Annotated in this window: 11 protein-coding genes; 5 read left to right on the forward strand and 6 right to left on the reverse strand. The window is 60.3% G+C overall.

The features are described 5' to 3' along the window. The first annotated feature begins 393 nt into the window (after nucleotides 1–393). Genes NDI85_RS21635 through NDI85_RS21645 form a run of 3 tightly spaced genes read left to right on the forward strand, consistent with a single transcriptional unit; the run spans nucleotide 394 to nucleotide 3,277 of the window. Complete coding sequence (locus NDI85_RS21635; protein ID WP_310917027.1) at nucleotides 394–993, forward strand: hypothetical protein; 600 nt, start codon at nucleotides 394–396, stop codon at nucleotides 991–993. Continuing rightward, nucleotides 990–1,556 (forward strand): relaxase/mobilization nuclease domain-containing protein, encoded by a 567-nt coding sequence (locus tag NDI85_RS21640; protein ID WP_310917028.1) that lies wholly within the window; start codon nucleotides 990–992, stop codon nucleotides 1,554–1,556. The genes NDI85_RS21635 and NDI85_RS21640 overlap by 4 nt, the downstream gene beginning before the upstream one ends. After that, nucleotides 1,553–3,277, forward strand: coding sequence for a type IV secretion system DNA-binding domain-containing protein (locus tag NDI85_RS21645; protein WP_310917029.1), 1,725 nt, complete (start codon nucleotides 1,553–1,555; stop codon nucleotides 3,275–3,277). The genes NDI85_RS21640 and NDI85_RS21645 overlap by 4 nt, the downstream gene beginning before the upstream one ends. Nucleotides 3,278–3,664: 387 nt before the next feature. On the opposite strand, the gene NDI85_RS21650 is transcribed toward NDI85_RS21645, so the two are convergent. Next, nucleotides 3,665–3,907 carry a hypothetical protein gene (locus tag NDI85_RS21650; RefSeq protein ID WP_310917030.1) on the reverse strand — a complete coding sequence of 81 codons (243 nt, stop codon included), beginning with the start codon at nucleotides 3,905–3,907 and terminating at the stop codon, nucleotides 3,665–3,667. Between the two features lie 149 nt (nucleotides 3,908–4,056). Next, the gene (locus NDI85_RS21655) at nucleotides 4,057–4,686 is read right to left on the reverse strand and encodes a hypothetical protein (protein ID WP_310917031.1); all 630 of its coding nucleotides are present in this window, start codon (nucleotides 4,684–4,686) and stop codon (nucleotides 4,057–4,059) included. Nucleotides 4,687–4,928: 242 nt separating this feature from the next. Between NDI85_RS21655 and NDI85_RS21660 the strand changes: the two genes are divergently transcribed. Then, nucleotides 4,929–5,453 carry a hypothetical protein gene (locus tag NDI85_RS21660; protein ID WP_310917032.1) on the forward strand — a complete coding sequence of 175 codons (525 nt, stop codon included), beginning with the start codon at nucleotides 4,929–4,931 and terminating at the stop codon, nucleotides 5,451–5,453. A gap of 198 nt (nucleotides 5,454–5,651) precedes the next feature. Here the strand turns inward: NDI85_RS21660 and NDI85_RS21665 are convergent, their stop codons facing one another. Next, nucleotides 5,652–6,734 (reverse strand): transcription initiation factor IIB family protein, encoded by a 1,083-nt coding sequence (locus tag NDI85_RS21665; RefSeq protein ID WP_310917033.1) that lies wholly within the window; start codon nucleotides 6,732–6,734, stop codon nucleotides 5,652–5,654. Nucleotides 6,735–7,572: 838 nt separating this feature from the next. On the opposite strand from NDI85_RS21665, the gene NDI85_RS21670 reads away from it, so the two are divergent. Next, nucleotides 7,573–8,415, forward strand: a complete 843-nt coding sequence (locus tag NDI85_RS21670; protein ID WP_310917034.1) for a CPBP family intramembrane glutamic endopeptidase — start codon at nucleotides 7,573–7,575, stop codon at nucleotides 8,413–8,415. A 64-nt stretch (nucleotides 8,416–8,479) separates the two neighbouring features. Here the strand turns inward: NDI85_RS21670 and NDI85_RS21675 are convergent, their stop codons facing one another. The 3 genes from NDI85_RS21675 to NDI85_RS21685 form a co-directional block, all read right to left on the reverse strand. Next, the gene (locus NDI85_RS21675; protein WP_310917035.1) at nucleotides 8,480–11,365 is read right to left on the reverse strand and encodes a FaeA/PapI family transcriptional regulator; all 2,886 of its coding nucleotides are present in this window, start codon (nucleotides 11,363–11,365) and stop codon (nucleotides 8,480–8,482) included. A 296-nt stretch (nucleotides 11,366–11,661) separates the two neighbouring features. Further along, nucleotides 11,662–11,811 (reverse strand): hypothetical protein, encoded by a 150-nt coding sequence (locus NDI85_RS21680; protein ID WP_310917036.1) that lies wholly within the window; start codon nucleotides 11,809–11,811, stop codon nucleotides 11,662–11,664. A gap of 484 nt (nucleotides 11,812–12,295) precedes the next feature. After that, nucleotides 12,296–16,417 carry an Eco57I restriction-modification methylase domain-containing protein gene (locus tag NDI85_RS21685; RefSeq protein ID WP_310917037.1) on the reverse strand — a complete coding sequence of 1,374 codons (4,122 nt, stop codon included), beginning with the start codon at nucleotides 16,415–16,417 and terminating at the stop codon, nucleotides 12,296–12,298. Nucleotides 16,418–16,706: the final 289 nt, after the last annotated feature.

Raw genomic sequence — 16,706 nt, forward strand, 5'->3', positions numbered from 1 at the left:
AAGACTAGCGCTGGTTTGAGTAGTTAGTGAATCATGTCAGTCATTACATTCACCACCAGACGGAGCACCGTCTTAACCAACAAGTCCGACAATATCGACCGTTTGTTGGTTAATAGATTCGTAGTTCCAGTTGCATTCGAGGACCTCGATCTGCAGTATCCGTGTTACTCGCAGCTCGAATGTGGGCGTAATAATTAAGATGGAATCCAATGTGGGAGTAGACATAGCCAATGTGGTCCCCACAAACTGCCGTCCAGCGATTTTTCGCAGACCAATGTGCAGCTTTGGCTTGCCCTCTACCGCCACACACCAGTCTTCCGCAGACACCGACTGTCGATAGCTCCATCGAGCGGCTCGCACCAACCACGACGAGTATTGCTCGGAGTGTCTGAAATGGGTGGGCGCGACACGCAGATTACGGTGTACGTCACTGACGAACGCAAGGCCGAACTCAAACAGCGCGCCGATGAGGAAGACACCTCCATGTCCGGGATCATCAACGACATGATCGACCGCCAGCTCCAACAGGACGCCCAGGACGCGATAGCCTCAGAAGCGCGCGCTGAAGAGCGAATTCAGGAGCTGATCTCAGTCGGCACCGAGCAAATGGTCGAGACCGCCAAGGAAATCCGTGACATGAACGCGAAGTTCGGTGCCTACACAATCGCCAACTTCGAACTCATGAAACAGGATCGGTCAGCTCACGTCCGGCAAGAGGCACTCGAGACGGGCGCTCGTCGGATCCGCCAAGATCTCGAAACGGGTATCCAGGAGGTAGGTGAGGGTCCGTCATCCACGGGGAGTGCTGAGCCCGCGACTGATTCGGCCGCGACGCAGCGGCCCACGTCCGACGAAGCATCCGACTCGCCTGACGCGGCCACCGACGACACGCCAGACGACGTCGACGAGACGACAGCCGCCCCCAGCGATGCTGAAAGCGATGAGGACGATGGCAGCGACCTCTTCGCCAAACTTCGGAGTGATCGCGAATGAAGGTCTTCACGGACACCAACTATCGCGAGCACGGTGCGCGGAACCTCGTCGAGTACTTGGATAAGGAGAAAGGGCTCGAGAACCGCGCCGGCGAGGAGATGTCCAACGAGGAGATCGAGGCGTTCATCGAGAAGTCCGAAGAATACGAGTTCGAACGGGAAGTCATCATCTCACCGCAGAACGGCACCGACCTTTCCGATGACCAATTCAGCCTGTACACTCGGCAGGTGATGAGCGAGTTTTGCAAGGACCGCAATACAGCGACGTACTGTTATGCAATCCATCGCGATACCGATCATCCACACGCCCAAGTTGCACTGACTGGGACCAAACGCGACCTCTGGATGGATAAAGAGGACTGCGAACAGCTCCGCGAGCGTGCCCAAGAGCAGTTCCACGACCAGCATCGCGAGCTCACTAAGGAGCTCTCGCACCAGTTCGAACAGACGTTACAGCACGACGCCACACACGAACTGGAGACTGAATCCGATCGGGATCTCGACCACGAACAAGAGTCTGGACCAGAGCCTGATCAGGCACAAGTACAGGGGCCTGACTCGTGAGCGCCCGTACTGATTCCGAGTCTCAGAGCAAGGACTACCGGCAAGAAGACGAGGTCGAGATGTTCTTCCAGATTGCGGCAGTGATGACGGCTGCGCTGCTGTTGCCCTGGGTGTATGCCATCCTCGAGCGCGCGAATTTCTACGACTTCAAATTCGACGGGTTACACCGGAGTCGCGCGCTCTGGCTCATCCCCCTGTTCTATCTGGTGGGCGCAGTCGGCACTGTCCTGCTGTTTCCAGCGCACCTCCAGCTGTTCTGGGCGTTCCACGTCCTGCTGCTCGCACAGATAGCTGAAGTCCTCCTGCATCAGGCCGGCTATCTGACTGCTATGTCGCTGCCGCTCATCGAGCAGTTCACGCCACTCCGTGTCGGCGGCTTCGTCGTCGCACTCGGGAGCGCAGTGTATGCCGGCCAGCGACTGCGGAGTTGGGATACGGAACGCGAATTCCGTCGAATCATCGACGACGGGAACTATGTCCTCCCGTTTCAGGGCCTCTCTGGAACGAGCGATCGCATGAGTCTCTCGCGGTTTGTCCCGCTCCGCAAGGACCGATCGATTCTCGTCCTCGGGGAGACGGGCGCCGGGAAAACGGAGACGATCAAGCTCCTCACCCACCAGATGCAGGCCGGAACTGGCGATCCGTTCGTTGTCTTCGACTACAAAGGCGAATATCAGGAGAGCTTCGAACACGTCCACGATCACGAGAACTTGATCTACCTCTCGTCGACGGATGCAACCGAATACTGGAATCTCTTCGCCGAAATCGAACGCGAAGCCGATATCGACGAAATCGGCCGGGCGCTGTTTCCCCACACAGATGGCTCGGAATTCTTCAGCCAAGCTGGCCGCCAGCTGTTCGTTGCCGTCGTGACGTACCTTCATCGAGAAGCCCAGGCGAGCGATACGACACCGACGAACGCCGACCTCGTGGCGTTCGTCCAGTCGACGGATAAGCAAGAGATGCACGAGCGGCTCACGGACCATTCGGATCTCACTGCGGCAGCGTCGGCAATCGATCCGGATTCGGAACGACAGGCGGCCGGCGTCTACGCGAACTTCCAGCAAGTCATCGCTGACCTCTTCCGCGGTGATTTCGCAGAGGCAGGCGAATTTTCGATTCGCGAGTATATGGACGATCCACAGGGACGGACGTTACTGTTGGATTTCCCGATTACAGAGGGCGATGCAGTCCAACCCGCGTTTCGGTTCTTCATCGACTGGGCGGCACGGTTTGCACTCGCAAACGATCAGGACACGTACTTTGTCCTCGACGAATTTGCGCGGCTCCCTGGCCTCCGCAAGATCGGCGACCTGATCAATGCAGGCCGGGGCCGAAACACCCAACTCTTGCTCGGTGTGCAGTCGGTCGCACAACTCCACGACACCTACGGGAAAGACCGGGCGAACGCGCTGTTGAGTGGCCTCGTCCAATCAGTCATCATGCGCGTTGGCGATGCAGCGAGTGTTGAGTACGCTCAATCACAGATCGGCCGTGAGAAACAGCGCCGTTCCGTCCCTGTCCACGACCGAGACGGCCGCTCGGTTGGTCGACAGGAACTTCAAGATGAAACCCATCCAATCGTCGAAAGCGACCTCGAACGGCTCAACGACGGCGAGGCGATCGTCGTCGTCCCCGACGGCTGGCTGCGCGGCTTGATCGCCCGGTTTGAGACTGTGCAAACCGAACTCGAGCGAGCACTGGGCCGTGGAACGGAGTAGTCAAGAGTAGACTGGGTCTGGACCTCCGGTTGCGCTGAATCCGATGGCGATGGCACCGCAGATCGTACCATCGTCGGCGAACGTACTGACCTCAAAATCTCGATCTCCTGAACAGGACGTACGACGGTCATTCAGATGTTGTCCCCGAGGTTGTGGCTGCCGGCCGACCGGCGGGAGGCCGGGAGCGGAGGGTGGGGAGGCGGGGCGTCTCCGGATGGCGTTCGGAGAGTGAGATCTTAATCGACGTTCGGGGCGCTCCATCCGTCTGGATACCGATCATCCAGGACTATCGCGTCGACGTCGCTCCTGCTACTGTATCAGCTGGTCGTGTCCCCTTCCGCAGCACTCTTAACCAACAGTAGCAGGGATAATTGGGAAAGGTGTTGGTTAATGGTCTGGATCGGTGATCCGTAACTCGCCATCGACTGCGTAGAGCCACCCGGAGTCAAGCAGCCGTTCGATGGCGTACTCCGCGTCAGCGGGTTCATTCGGGAAGTCCTCATCAGCGAGCAAGAGGTCCCGGGCCTGGTCGTGCGAGAGGTCCGTCTGCTGATCCGGCGTCCCCGACACGAGGGTCTGATAGGCGTCTTCGATCCAGTCGGGCAGCGACCGGGGTTCGTTTGACCACATCGTCGGATCTCAGATGGCTAGCGCTTCGTGTCACAGCCAATTAATAGCCGCCGTCTGAGAACTGCGGGTTCCGACTCTCGGTTCCACTCCATCCTCGAGAACTGTCGAAGAGTTCGGCCCCGAAGTCGATTGTAGCGATACAGCTGGCATTACAAAGGGTCGTGGACCGACTCGGGGATGCCGACCGCACTGAATCGGACGTCGACGGCACCACAGCCGGCACAGTCGTCGACGAACGCACAGACCTGCAACGAGGTCTCTAACTCTCGGATGCTCCCACACACCGAACACTGGTAGGTGGTGCGATAGCGAACTGGCATTCGGTCATTTGCTGCTCCCTGTGTATGGGGAGCTGCCGCCGCTAACATCTTCTGGTCGGCTGCTGGTGACGGGCCAGCCTGGTCCGGATCGTGCTGGCCGAGTGAGGCGTGCCACGCGTCGTCGGGGAGACTGTCGTAGAGTTGGCCGGGGTCGCTGTCGGCGTCGTCGACGGGACCCGTATCAGCTGATTGTGGTGGTTCCGCTGGCTCCTGGTGCGTCGGTGACCCAGCCTCATCGCCACTGGTGGGCCGATCATGTGGTGGGAAGGCTGTCGTCGACGCGCTGATCGCGACGTACTCCGTGCTGTCGTGGAGTTCGCCATCGATTGCAGCGGCGAGTGCTGCAAGCGGGTCCGCGATCTGTGGCTTGGTGTGGTTCTCTACGCCTGTCTCGAATAACCAGTCGCGAAAGGCGGTTGCTGTCTCAACGTCGAGCGTAAACGATGGGGCTGGTGACATCAGTGACTCGCTCCGTCCCCCTTGGGGGCGACAAACCAGCGCTCGCCTGCCAACTCTCAACGGCTGAGTGACAATAGTGGTAGCGAGGTTGTGGAGCGCCATTAGATGATTTATACGGCTATTTGTTTCAGAGTGATTCAAACTGAATTGACTGCTACATAGGTGTGCGTATTTAACAGTCGTTGCACCAACCGAGCCGATAAGCGACAGCTATTGATTGTGATTCTCCGCGAACTGATGGTATGCACGACGGGACAACCAAATTGAGGCGCGTTCTTTGTATGTTCAGTCTTGGGGCGCTGCTGGTGGTCGCGGGCTGTACTGCCCTTCCGTTCAGTGGCCCGTCCGTTCAAGAGCGCCCGGTTACGGTTATCCTCAACAACTCGGCAAGCACAAGTCACACGTTCGAAGTGTCAGTGGTAGAACTCCCAGCTGAATACACCATTCGTTTTGATGACGGGCGTGTTGACACCACCTCGATTGACCAAGGAATCACCTCTCACAATCCCGGAGATAACCAGACATTCACGGCAGTCGAACTACCCGACTCGGCCCGTCTCCATGGACGGTACACGCTTGCTGCTGGCGAAACAAATCAGGCTTCCATTGAAGATTTCCCTCGCCGCTTTGCCGTGGTTGTTGTCGTCTCTCGGGATGTGGGGGAAATCGTGTGGTACGTCACGGTCAATTGTCATGAGCAGGCTCTTGCAGGGTTCGAAGTCATCCGGTTCTCCGATTCGGTCGGCGTCTCATACGGGTGCGTTTGAGACTCGTGTAGTCCGTGGCGGTAGTTCCCTCCCCTTTACTGAACGGTGTAGGTGCAGAGATGAAGCAGTAGTAAATCCCCTGTCTAACGCTATCAGGTTGTGGCTGCCGGCCGACCGGCGGGAGGCCGGGAGCGGAGGGTGGGGCGGTGGGGCGTCCACTGGGCGGTGGTCGCAAGAAAAAACGAGGGAGGAGTTCGCTCAGTGCAGGGTGTCCGGCTCCTGGTCGAGGATGACACCCGCGTCTTTCGTTCCGTGTCGGGCCTCGTAGGCGTCGACGAGCTCGCAGTTGTACCGACTGATTCGGCTCGTCGACGTCGGCACGACTGTACTGGTCGCCGCCGCCACCTGCCCCTGGGTGAGATGCTTCTGGGGCGTCAACCGATCCGCACCATAGAGTGCCGCCGCCGCGATGGTGAGCCGCGACGTCCCTGGCCCGACCGACTCTTGATCGCCCAGCTTCATGAGATGTTGCGCCAACCGCCACATCCGCACGGCTGCACTCCCCGGGATGGCGTCGTCATCGAGTGCGTCCACGACCGTCATCACTGCGTTCGGCCGGGTAACTGGGACAGTGTCGACCCCGAGTTCACACCGAATCTTCCGCGCCGCGGCACACACCCGCTCCTGCGGTGCCTTCGTGTAGGTCGCCACGTCGACGTCGATTTCCTCGCGCTCGATCCGCGACGCGCGCGCTGCGAGGAGCATGGCACCGCCCGCGAGTGCCTCCCAGGCCATCCGCCCGCCGGCCAACCGCGCCTCTGAGGCGCGTCGGAGGTACCGTGCCGCCGTCTTGACGACGTGCCCCGGTAGCCCCAGATTGCCGCCGACCATCTCGATATCGCGCAGCCCCTCGTTGAGCCGCTTCGTCCGCTTGCGACCCTCACCGAACTGGTAGCGCTTGTGCCACTTCCGGAGCCGCTGGAACTTCTTCCACTGCTTGTTACTGAGCGGATTTCCGTGTCCGTCAGTACGCTTCGTTATCTTCGTGTGGAGGCCCTTGTTCGCTCGGAGTGGGTCCACCGTCTCGATGCTCTGGTCAGCATCCCCAACCATCCCCAGATCGGTCAGCGTCGGGCTCCGATCGACCAACTCGGCCGCGACGACCAAGCCACAGTCCGCACAGAACGACTCCTCGTCATGGGTCACAACTCGACCCTCACACTCCGGGCACGCCGACCGGGCCGCTGGCTCTCGCTCGACTGTCGCCTCGAGACCGTCCAGCTTGGTGGTTGAATACTGTTCGTCCGAAACCGTCTTTTCGCTCGCGTTGGTACTCGACATTGGTCTTAGACCTGAAGGCGCTCACGCGCCCGACACCGCGATGCCTCTACATCGCGGATTTCTCAACGACGACAACCCGACAGACTCGTCTGCGCGCTCTCGCTCGCGCCTTCGCGAGCGCCCTGTGGGCGCGACGCGAGAGCGCGCCCGAGGCGGCCGACCAGCCAGCACCGCGTGCCGACCCGCCCGGAGCGAGCGGCCAGCTTTAAGCCGTTTCTCGCGTCCGGCCCGGACTGCGGGGCCGTGTCCAGGGCGACGGTCGCCGAGCACGCGCGCCGCGGTGTGGCGCGCGACAGCGCAGGCGGCCCAAAGCCCTGGAACGCGAAAGCCCGCGAGGGGCGCAACCGAAAACGCGCTTAATGCTGGCGTCGAGACCAGATTCACTTTAGCCCGGAACGGGCGCGGGCGGTGCGGAGAGCGCCCGCACGCCCGGAATGGTCGGTCGCGAGCGAAGCGAGGCGCGACTGCTACGTGGTCGACCGTAGGGAGCCCACCGTAGCGAGCGCCTCGATGCGAACGGCGTGAGCCGTGAGCAAGCGGAGGGCGGCAGCGGCGAGCGGGGCGGGCCGTATCGAACCACCTGTCTATCCGCCCTTCGACGCTCGGTGACCCAGCCGGTATCCTGGCGGACTCAGAAAGGGCGAGGCCGTCTCGGTCGTCCCCCGACCCCGCTAGCACCGAGTGAAACGAGGCGCGCAGCGGCGTTCTCGTGAGCGCAGCGAACGAGGGCCAGCGAGACGCAGTCTCGCGCGGTCGCGGGATGCCGAGCGGCCGAGGGCTTTCGAGGGGGGGGGGTTCACTCACTGTATTTATCAGGTCCGGTGGCGCTATGTTGGATATGGGATTCGGACCGAGCATTTCGGCTCCGACCATAACGGGAACACAGGTCGTCTACCCAGCACGGCTCGTTGCAGCGTGGGCCGTACTCACTGTCGCCAGCCTTGGTCTCAAACGCGTCATCCACCGGTGCAAATACTGGACTGTCAAACTCACAGGCACGCATCCGTTCGGCTGGTTCGCGTCGCTCGACAGCGATCGTCGTATCGACACGGGAGAGACAGAGACGTACACGGTTGCGGATCTCAAGGACCGACTCGACTGGGAACGCAGACAGTGGCGGCGACTAACACGACGAGGGGGCCGGGCCGTCGTGATCGCGCCGGTGGTCGAGGAACTCACGTTTCGCGGCGGTCCATACCTGCTAGCGGTCACGCTGGGCGGCGCTCACCTCCCGCTGTTGGTCGCTGGGTCAGTCCTGTGGGCGTCCCTCCATACCCGAAATCCGCGTCCCTATCGTCGTGGAGCGATCCCAGTGTTCGTCAGCGGGTTGTTGAGCCTGTATCTGTGGCTGATAGGGCTCTGGTGGCTGGCGATCCTGGTGCATGCAGGCAACAATCTGGTTGCGATAGCACTGGAAGCCGGCGAGAAGTGGTGGCGGCGCTGGCAGCATTCGTTCTCACCAGGCGAAGAATACACCGTGACAGTCGACGACCGGAGCCCACAACCGGATCGTCATGGCCTGTATCGGGCGTACACGCCGGCCGACGAGACACTCCACGTTGCCGACGTCGAACCGGGTGAGACGACGCGCGTGCGAGTGGCGACGACGGTTGGACTCCACGGCTACGCGTATCCCATCACCGAATCGGGCCAGGAACCCGATTGCGCTGAGTCTTCTTAACCAACAGTAGAGGCAAGTAGCCGACAGCGTTGGTTAATCAGTGAGATACGGCCTCGTGACGACTTCAGTCGACAACTGACAGTGCACACTGGGTAGTCGCTGGCGTAGGGTCACACCCGAGTGAGAGTGTTGGTGAGCCAGCAGCCAGCGGTTGGCTATCAGTGCTGTTGGAGGCAGACTGCGAGTCGATAAGTCCAGCTATCGGAACCTCTTGGATCGTCCAACCGAGCAACTCGACGACCAACCGGCAGATCGGCAATAACTCGGGATGAGCCGTCAAGAATGGCCCGAGATCCCCGCCGGGCGTCGTCGCCGTAAGGAACCGGTCACTCCCGTAGTCGATATCGCGATGGGGCGCTCGGAACAGACACTCGGCCAGCGCTGCAACTGGCCGGTCACTGTCGATTCCGGAGGCCGGTGAATCGACGCAAATGGTGGGTGTTGGCGCCGAAGACTGCCGTCGCTCGGTCTCGAACGGCAAGCGAAGCCGCCATTGGGTCGCTTTCCCGGGCCCGAGGTCTTCCCGCTCCAGCAGGCCGACCGCTTCGAGGTCAGCGAAATACTGGTCGTTGTTCGCGATGGTTTGGGTCGTGACGCCGACGGCGTCAGCGACCTCGCTCGTCGAGAGTGGTTCCTCGACGTCCAGGAGGAGCTGGACAACTTGTGAGACTGTATGGGGACCGATGTCGGGCACCAGTTCCGCGGGCTCAAGGAACGCCAGCGCCGACCGGACGTCATACAGTTCGATATTCCGTCCGTCGTCCTCCGAGCCGAGTCTGGAGATCGCTTTCGCTGCGGCGAAGACGTCGCTGCTGACCGCCCGGAGGATCGACACGGTCTGGCGAGTCGTGTCCATACTTTTGAGTCTGGCCTGGCGGGCCAACGCCGTTGCATAGGCCGACCGGCGGTTCCCGTCGACGATGTCGAGTGACAGCGTGAACGGCGCGAAGTTGGTCTCGCCAGTCTGGAGCACGAGGTGGTTCTCGAGGTCGTCAAGTGGGTCACGCAGCGACCCGACGTCCTCACCGACCAGAATCCAGCTCCCGACGACGTCGCCAACCGGGTCGGCAGCGTTGACGTCGGGGGCACCGAGGAGTTGCTCACGTTTCTCTGGCCGCTCTTCGTACAGTACACGGTGGGCCGAGTAGACACCGTACCTGGAGGAGACGGTCGTCTGGGTGGCCAGCATCTTCACCAGATGACGACGCCGATCGACATCGGCGACGACCGACTTCGGGACCTCCACCACCCGGGTGACGTCGATATCGAGCATGTCGTACAGCCTTGTCGCGACGCCAGCCAGACCGTGTGCTTTCCGCGCCAGTTCGCCGATCGCGTCGAGATCGGGGTCGGCGCCGAACTCGATGGCTTCGGTCATCGCGAGTAGTTCATTCCGTGCCTGCCGGAGGCGATGCCGGAAGTTCTTGGCCGTGGCGTCGACGTTTTTGAGGTACCCGAAGCACGCTCCGGAACGGAGGACATAGGGGTTCGACACCGGCAGTCCGTCGAGCCCGGACTTCTCTGGGCCCCCAGCGAGACGATTCACCGTCAAGACCTGCTGAAACGCCGGATCCGAGAGTAACGCCGCGCAAAGTCGGGTTATCGTCAGGGCCGTCCAGCCGGATGCTTCCACCCGGACAACGGCTTCGTCGTTCTCTCGAAGGAACGACCACTCGGCCTGGCGGCTATCGCTGCTGGTGGCGACTGGCCGGTTACAGAGGGCGATTTCGCCAGGTTGAGCCATCGAGACGGCGGCGTCGTGTTCGAAGCCGTCGAGGAAATCAACGTCGAGGGTGGATCGGGAGGCGGTGTCACTCCCACCTGCGGTGGCGGTTGCGGCCTCGCTGACCGGCCGGTCCTCCCCTCCCTCGTGTGCGGGTGGGGAGTACACGGTACTGTCGGCGGTATTTGGGGGGTCGCTCACGCCGGCGGCTGTGTCGGTCTGGCCGGTAGGCCCAGCCTTACTATGTCCGTCAGTACGGCCCACACCGCCGTCAGAGGGGGCGACAGCTATCGAGGGGTGTTCATCCAAGAGTGCATAGCCTGTCGGCAGCAGGCGAACATGGCGGTCCTGTGGCGATCCGTAGGCTTCGAGCAGATCGTAGTCGGACAGCCGGCGCACCCACTGCTTGAGCGCGTCGCGGGACGGGAAGTCTGCAAGCGTGTTTGCTTCGAGCCAATCGTAGCTCGCAGCCTCCTGTGGCGCATCGTACAGCGCTTTGAGCCGGCGCCAGTCCGGATGGTCCTCCCCACGGTCGGCGAGCAGCTCACGCGCCGTCTCACGACGCTGGGCGGTCCTCGTCGCGACGGGCCCCGACCCACCATGGCGTGACTCTGCGTCGGCAGTCACGCTCGCCGGTAACTCCTCCCGGTGGGTGTCGAGCAGACACCGCTGGTCGAGCGGCGTCGCGACGAGACGGACGTCGACACCAGCAGCGAGATCGAGGAGATAGCTGAGGAGGGCGCTGCGCTGATTGGACTTGAGGTCCCGGAAGCGCGTGAGCTCGACGACAACCGTGGGTGTCGGCCCGTCTGCCGCGCGAAGAATCTGGACTGGACCATCCCGAACATCGGCCAGCGAGGATGCGATTCCGATCGACGTCGACCCACCCAGCTGGCGCGTGACCTGGAGGAAGCGCAACTGCTCGAGGTCGGACTCGAGTGCGTAGGCGGCCAGCCGCGCGTAGTGATACTCGTCGCTGGGACCGTGGTACGTCTCTTGCAGCGCCGTGACGTCGTACTCCTCGACAAGTGTCGCCCGCCGACTCGTGCGTGGCTGGTTGCCCACGAGCTGGCGTAGCGCCCGACAGAGTGCGTCGGCGAGATCGTGCCGGTCAGGCCGCCAGAGGTCACGAGTGATAGCTCTGGGGCTTGTCAGGCCGTCAGGCCCGACCGAAAGGCGTGCTGTAGGGTCAAGTGACCCTTCGAGAGAGAGGGAGAGTCCTGCCATTCATACGCGTACGACGTTCTCACGGCTCTACGACCGGCTAAGGCTCCCCACAGATGCGCAGAGATGACTCTGGTTGTGGGGAAATGCTTATGATGGGTGCGCAGGAAGAATGAGGTGTCCAACCTCGGGGGCGAATTGACGCCCCCGTTTTCTTCCTGCGTCCCAAATCGCTTAGCGGTAGGTATGTCCTTGCTTGATACCGGGATGTGACATGCCGTCCCGTATTAAAACCCCCGCACCAATTGACATCCTGTCTGACGCACGTCATGCGCTTGGTCTCGCCAGTGAGGTTACATTCAACAGTCATGGACAGCCTCCATGTGCTGAGTGTACGCTTCGAGGGTGGCGCTGCTCGCGTCACACAAGGCACGGTCGATATCGCCGCCGGTGTCGGCGTGGTCGACGCTGTAGTGGTTGCCGCGGTCCGATGGCGGCTTCGAGCGCATTGGGGGACTGGGTGTCAGTGGGGCGTGACTGGGCTGGAGGTCGTGACGACGATGCGGCGGATTTGATCGACAATCGATCTCTAGTTTCCAGTTTTGGGTCGGCTAGTCAGTAGCGCACTAAGTGAATCGTTCTGTCATATCGAACCGGTATCCACAGGAGGATACTGAATATACGGGGCGTGTCGCCCATTGAGCGGTAATCCTCTAACCCAAGAGCGCATTATTGGTTACAGGTACCACGTTTACCAGCTAAGTAGGCTATTCATTGGGGTTGGAGTGTCCATACGGTCTCGACCCCAACGATTACGATCTCAATGAAATCCGACATACGACCAGTAAGCCCCCAGATTCAGTAATCCCCTACGCAGTACCGAGTGGCGCGATCACCCACTTCTGAGTAGGTATACGCTGGACATGGTGGCGTGATAGTAGAGACGGACCGCAGGGACAGCGTAGGTAGAAATCTCAAAAAGCCAGAATTGGGCTAAGAATTGGATTTCAGCCGTTCTTCGACCCGAGTGATTTGCTCGTCGCTTAGGTCATACAGAAGGTAGACGATACGGTCGATTAGGTCGTCGCACCGTGAAATTTTTTCAGCGAGTAGTGCCGCCTCTTCTTTTCGGTCAAGGAACCGGTCCACGTCGTCGGAGACGTTTGATGAGTCCGGGAGACGGATGTTCTTCACGCGATCCTCTAACGTGCTCCGAGAGCTGGTCGCGTAGTCCCGGAAGTCAGCATACCCTTCTGCACGGTCGATAGCCTCAGGGAGGAACGCACGTAGGAGTTGGTCTAGTTCATCGTCGGGATTGAGGAACGTGGCCACAGTGATATCGTCATGGTAGTCGTAGTCGTCGTCGCTGTCCTCGCGTGTCCGAATGTCCACAAGCAGCTTCAGCTTCATTCCGTCATCTTCGACGGTTGCACCGGTAATTTCGATTAATTCGTAGTCGTCGCCCGTGGTTTCGGTGAGCAGTTCAGATTTCTCGCTCGGTGGTTGATATCCAGTGAGGTCACTTAGTCGCGTGTACTCCTCCAGAGAGTCAAGGTTCTCACTCTGTAGATCCTCACCGAAGTACGTCATCATATCCGTGTTCAGTTCGCTGTACAGCGCTTTCGTGTCGATAATGCGTTCAACGAGCGTGACCATGACATCGTGGACGAACTCATCATCGTCGTCAAGTTTCCTTTCGATAGAGTTGATGATGTCATCCTGGGCGGACGCGGAGTCACCAGTCACAGCGGCATCGATGGTCTCATCAACGTCATCGGGGAGATCAGGGTCATGGTCAGCATCGGTGTCCACGTCAAGTGTCCGGTATGGCAGTTCGCGTAGGTCGGTGAGTGTGGTTTGGCGGAAGTCATCTTTCAGTGCGACAGAGGATTGGTTGATGTAAAGGTATGAGTGGAGTGTGCTGTTGAGGTTAGCTAAGAGGTATTGGAGTGACTCGGTGGCACCATCGCGCAGGAACGGGTTCAGGTCTTTCTTCACGACGTAGTCGTCGGTTTCGTACATTGCCATGACGCGGTCGTCGCGACTTATGAGGCGACGAATGAGCACGCGGGGCGATGTGTAGTAGCCTCTCGCGGAATCGTCTTCATCCATGTAGATGTACCGTTCATCAGTGACGGAGAGCGAGTAGCGGTACACATCAAGCTCCCGGTAGAGTAGTTGAGAGTCTTTTTCACGGGTTTGAGAGTATTCATAGTGACTTTCGACAGGGCCTTGTGTGGAGTTAGTGACGTCGCCAATCGTATCGTAGTCGTCGCTCCCGTATTTTCCCATCAGATCATAGATAGACTCAAGGACGTACACTTTGGTCGCCGGATCGTTCCAGAGTTGTTGGTAGTCAATGGATTCGAGATTCTCACCGATTTCGCCCGCATCCTGGATTTCAGAGCGTTTCGGGAACTCCTTCACCCGGAATTCCTCCGGTACCTCACCCGACGTGAAGATGCAAATCGTCGTGTCAACATACGCGTCTTCAAACACGTCGAATGGGAGATTAATCACTTGCTGGATTCCCACGTCTCCGTCTTCCCCAAAATTGTGTGAACGGAACGGTTCGTAGTTACTCCCAGTTTCCCAGCTCACTGGGGTGATCATGCCGACGTATCCGCCATTGTGCGTGTGGTCGTAGCACTGTTGGAGGAACGGGACTGACAGGTCGTATTTCCGGTGCAGGATTTCATCGAACCGCGTCTTGAGGTGCGTTTTTTGCCGATCAGAGATTTCTTCGGTCGGGATATATGGTGGATTCCCGACAACCGCGTCGAATCCGGCCCCATCCAGCTTCTCTCCGTCCTCGTCGAAGAACACTTCGGGGAACTCCAGTTCCCAGTGGAAAAAAGTCTCGTCGTCGGCCATCGACTGCGCCGTCGTGAACCAGTCCTCACCACGGATTGTGTCCCAATCTTCGCCGTCGTCGATAGCGCCGGCCATCTCCTCGTAGACACCTTCGGGCACGTCAAGATTGAACTGCTCGGCGGTGTGGACGTTTGCAACCTCGAAAAGCCGCTGATAGAGTGGGTCAGCTCGAATCTCGTCGTACAACTCTTCCATCGACTTGATGTCTGCCAACGCCTCATTGTCGATGGCCAGCAGGTCTTGCATGAGATCCATGACGTGCTGCAGGGTCTGCTGACGAGCACGAGCGAACACCTGCGTCAGTGTAATCTGGCCCTCCAGTCGATCTCCGTCACTCAGTACGTCAGTGATATCGGACCCTACCAGCGAGTTGCCGTCCTTTATGTGGTGATCAAGGAACGCCAGCGGCTTATCAGCGGCAAGTGTCTCCAGCCACATCGACAGCTTCCCCAGTTCGACGGCCATACCGTTGATGTCGACGCCGTAGATGCACTCTTTCGCGATCGTCCGGCGGATCTCCTGCTCGTCACGTCCCTGCTCTTCCTGCTCGCGGACGACCTCCATCACCTGCTCGGTGAGATACGCCGTCGCGCTCGTCAGGAAGTGGGCCGACCCCATCGCGGGGTCGAGAATCTTCAGCTCCTGAACCCGCCCGTAGAACCGGCCGAAGTACGCCTGGTCGCTGGGCTCCAGGCCGTCGGCCTCCAGCTCGGTCTTGATGTCGTCCAGCAGCGGGTCAATCGTCTCCTCGACGATGTACGACACCACGTAGTCGGGCGTGTAGTACGCCCCCGTGGCCTTCCGCTCGCCGTCGTCGTTGACGACGTACAGCTCGCCGGGCTCGACCAGCTCGACGAACTCGGCGGCACTCACCTCCGTCGCGGGCTTCCACACCTGTCCGCCGTCCTCGCTCACGGCGGCGTACTGCTCGTCGGCGATGCGGAACTCGTGTTCCAGCAGCCCCTCGTAGATGCTCCCGAGGTGGCGCGTGTCGAGGTCGGCGTAGTCCGCCAGGACGAACTCGTCGTCGTCGTTCTCGGTCGTCCCGAGCCGGTAGATGACCTCGGCGATGTGTCGATCGGAGACTTCGTTCTCGGCGAGGAACTCGTGGCTGTCCGAATCGAACAGGCCGCCGTTGTACGGCGGGATGCCCAGTGATTCCTCGCCCTCGTCGACGAGCGAGAAGAGGTCGTCGAGCCGCCCCCACATCGACGTCGAGAAGCCGCTGTAGTCCTCGAAGGTATCGCCGGATTGGATGTCCTCGTGGATTTCCTGGCGGAGCTGGTCGAGGCTGAAGTTCTCCTCGTACTCAGCTTCGGCGCTGGGGTCGTCTGGATGGATGAGCCCCCGGGACTCGGCGTAGAGGACGAACATCAACCGGTAGAGCAAGACCAGCGACTGCTCTTTCAGCTCCGCCCGTGCCTCGGCGTCGTCGGGGTCGATATCCAGGTCGTTCGTGTGGATGAACCCCTCGCCCAACACTCGTAGCGCCGTGAAGACGTTGTCCTGCAGGTCCTCGCCCAGTTCTTGGGCAGCAGTCTCGGACTCGTTCCAGACCTGATCGAGGAACGAGGTCCCGGCCGTCTCACGGAACGCCTGGGGACGGAAGAAGGCGTAGAAGTACTTGAACCGCTCCAGGTCGTCGGCCTCCAGCAATTCCGGCAGATCGACCTCGTAGTAGATCTCGGTGGCGTAGTCCTTCGTCCCGTAGAGCCGCCACTTCCGGCCGTCCGTGAGAACGCCCCATCGTAGCTGTTCGGGCGTGTGTTCGAGGTAGTACTTGATCTGGTGGGAAGCGTCACGATACGACCGATGTTCGTCGAATTTCTTGGTGAAGTCCGCGTCCCACTGTTTGGCCTCCAGCACGGCCGCCGCCTTCCCGTACATGGCCTCCGAATTGCCGTCGAGGGCCTGTTTAGCCGCCTCCCGGCGTACCGACACAGAGTCAAAGAGGAGCCGGTCGTTGTACCCGCCGCCACCGGGCACCGTCGTCTCCGACTGGGTCCCGAACCCGAGGATATCGAGCACCTCGTCGATCCACGAGTCGAGCAGTTCGTCTTCCTTGTAACCGGGTACGAGCTCGCCCTCCAGCTCCCAGAGTTGCTGCAGTTCCTCGTAGGCCGCATGGGCCTCCTCGTCACACTCCCACTCTTCGAGGTCATCAATCCGTTCATCGAGATAGTAGCCTGAGAAGAGACTCGAATTGCGGTAGGGCGTCGAGCCGAGTGTCGCCTGACTCATAATGAATACTCTAGACGGTAGCAGGTACGCTAAAGAACCTAGGGGATAGCTCGACGATACTACTGCATCACCCGCCTCAGATGAGTATGACATGCGAGTCAATGAGGGAGTTTTAGGTGTACGAGTCCCTGCACCGAAACAGACGTTCACGCGAGATGGGGGCTGACGCCCGCCAGCACACTCTCTCAGCCGAACAACCCCTGGAGAGTCGTCGCTGTCACTCGTGAGCGTCGACCCAGTGTGCGCCGCAACCCGCCAAGATCGCCGGCGCACACCAGAGACACCCATC

Source organism: Haloarcula sp. S1AR25-4, from assembly GCF_031624555.1.
Classification (GTDB): domain Archaea; phylum Halobacteriota; class Halobacteria; order Halobacteriales; family Haloarculaceae; genus Haloarcula; species Haloarcula pellucida.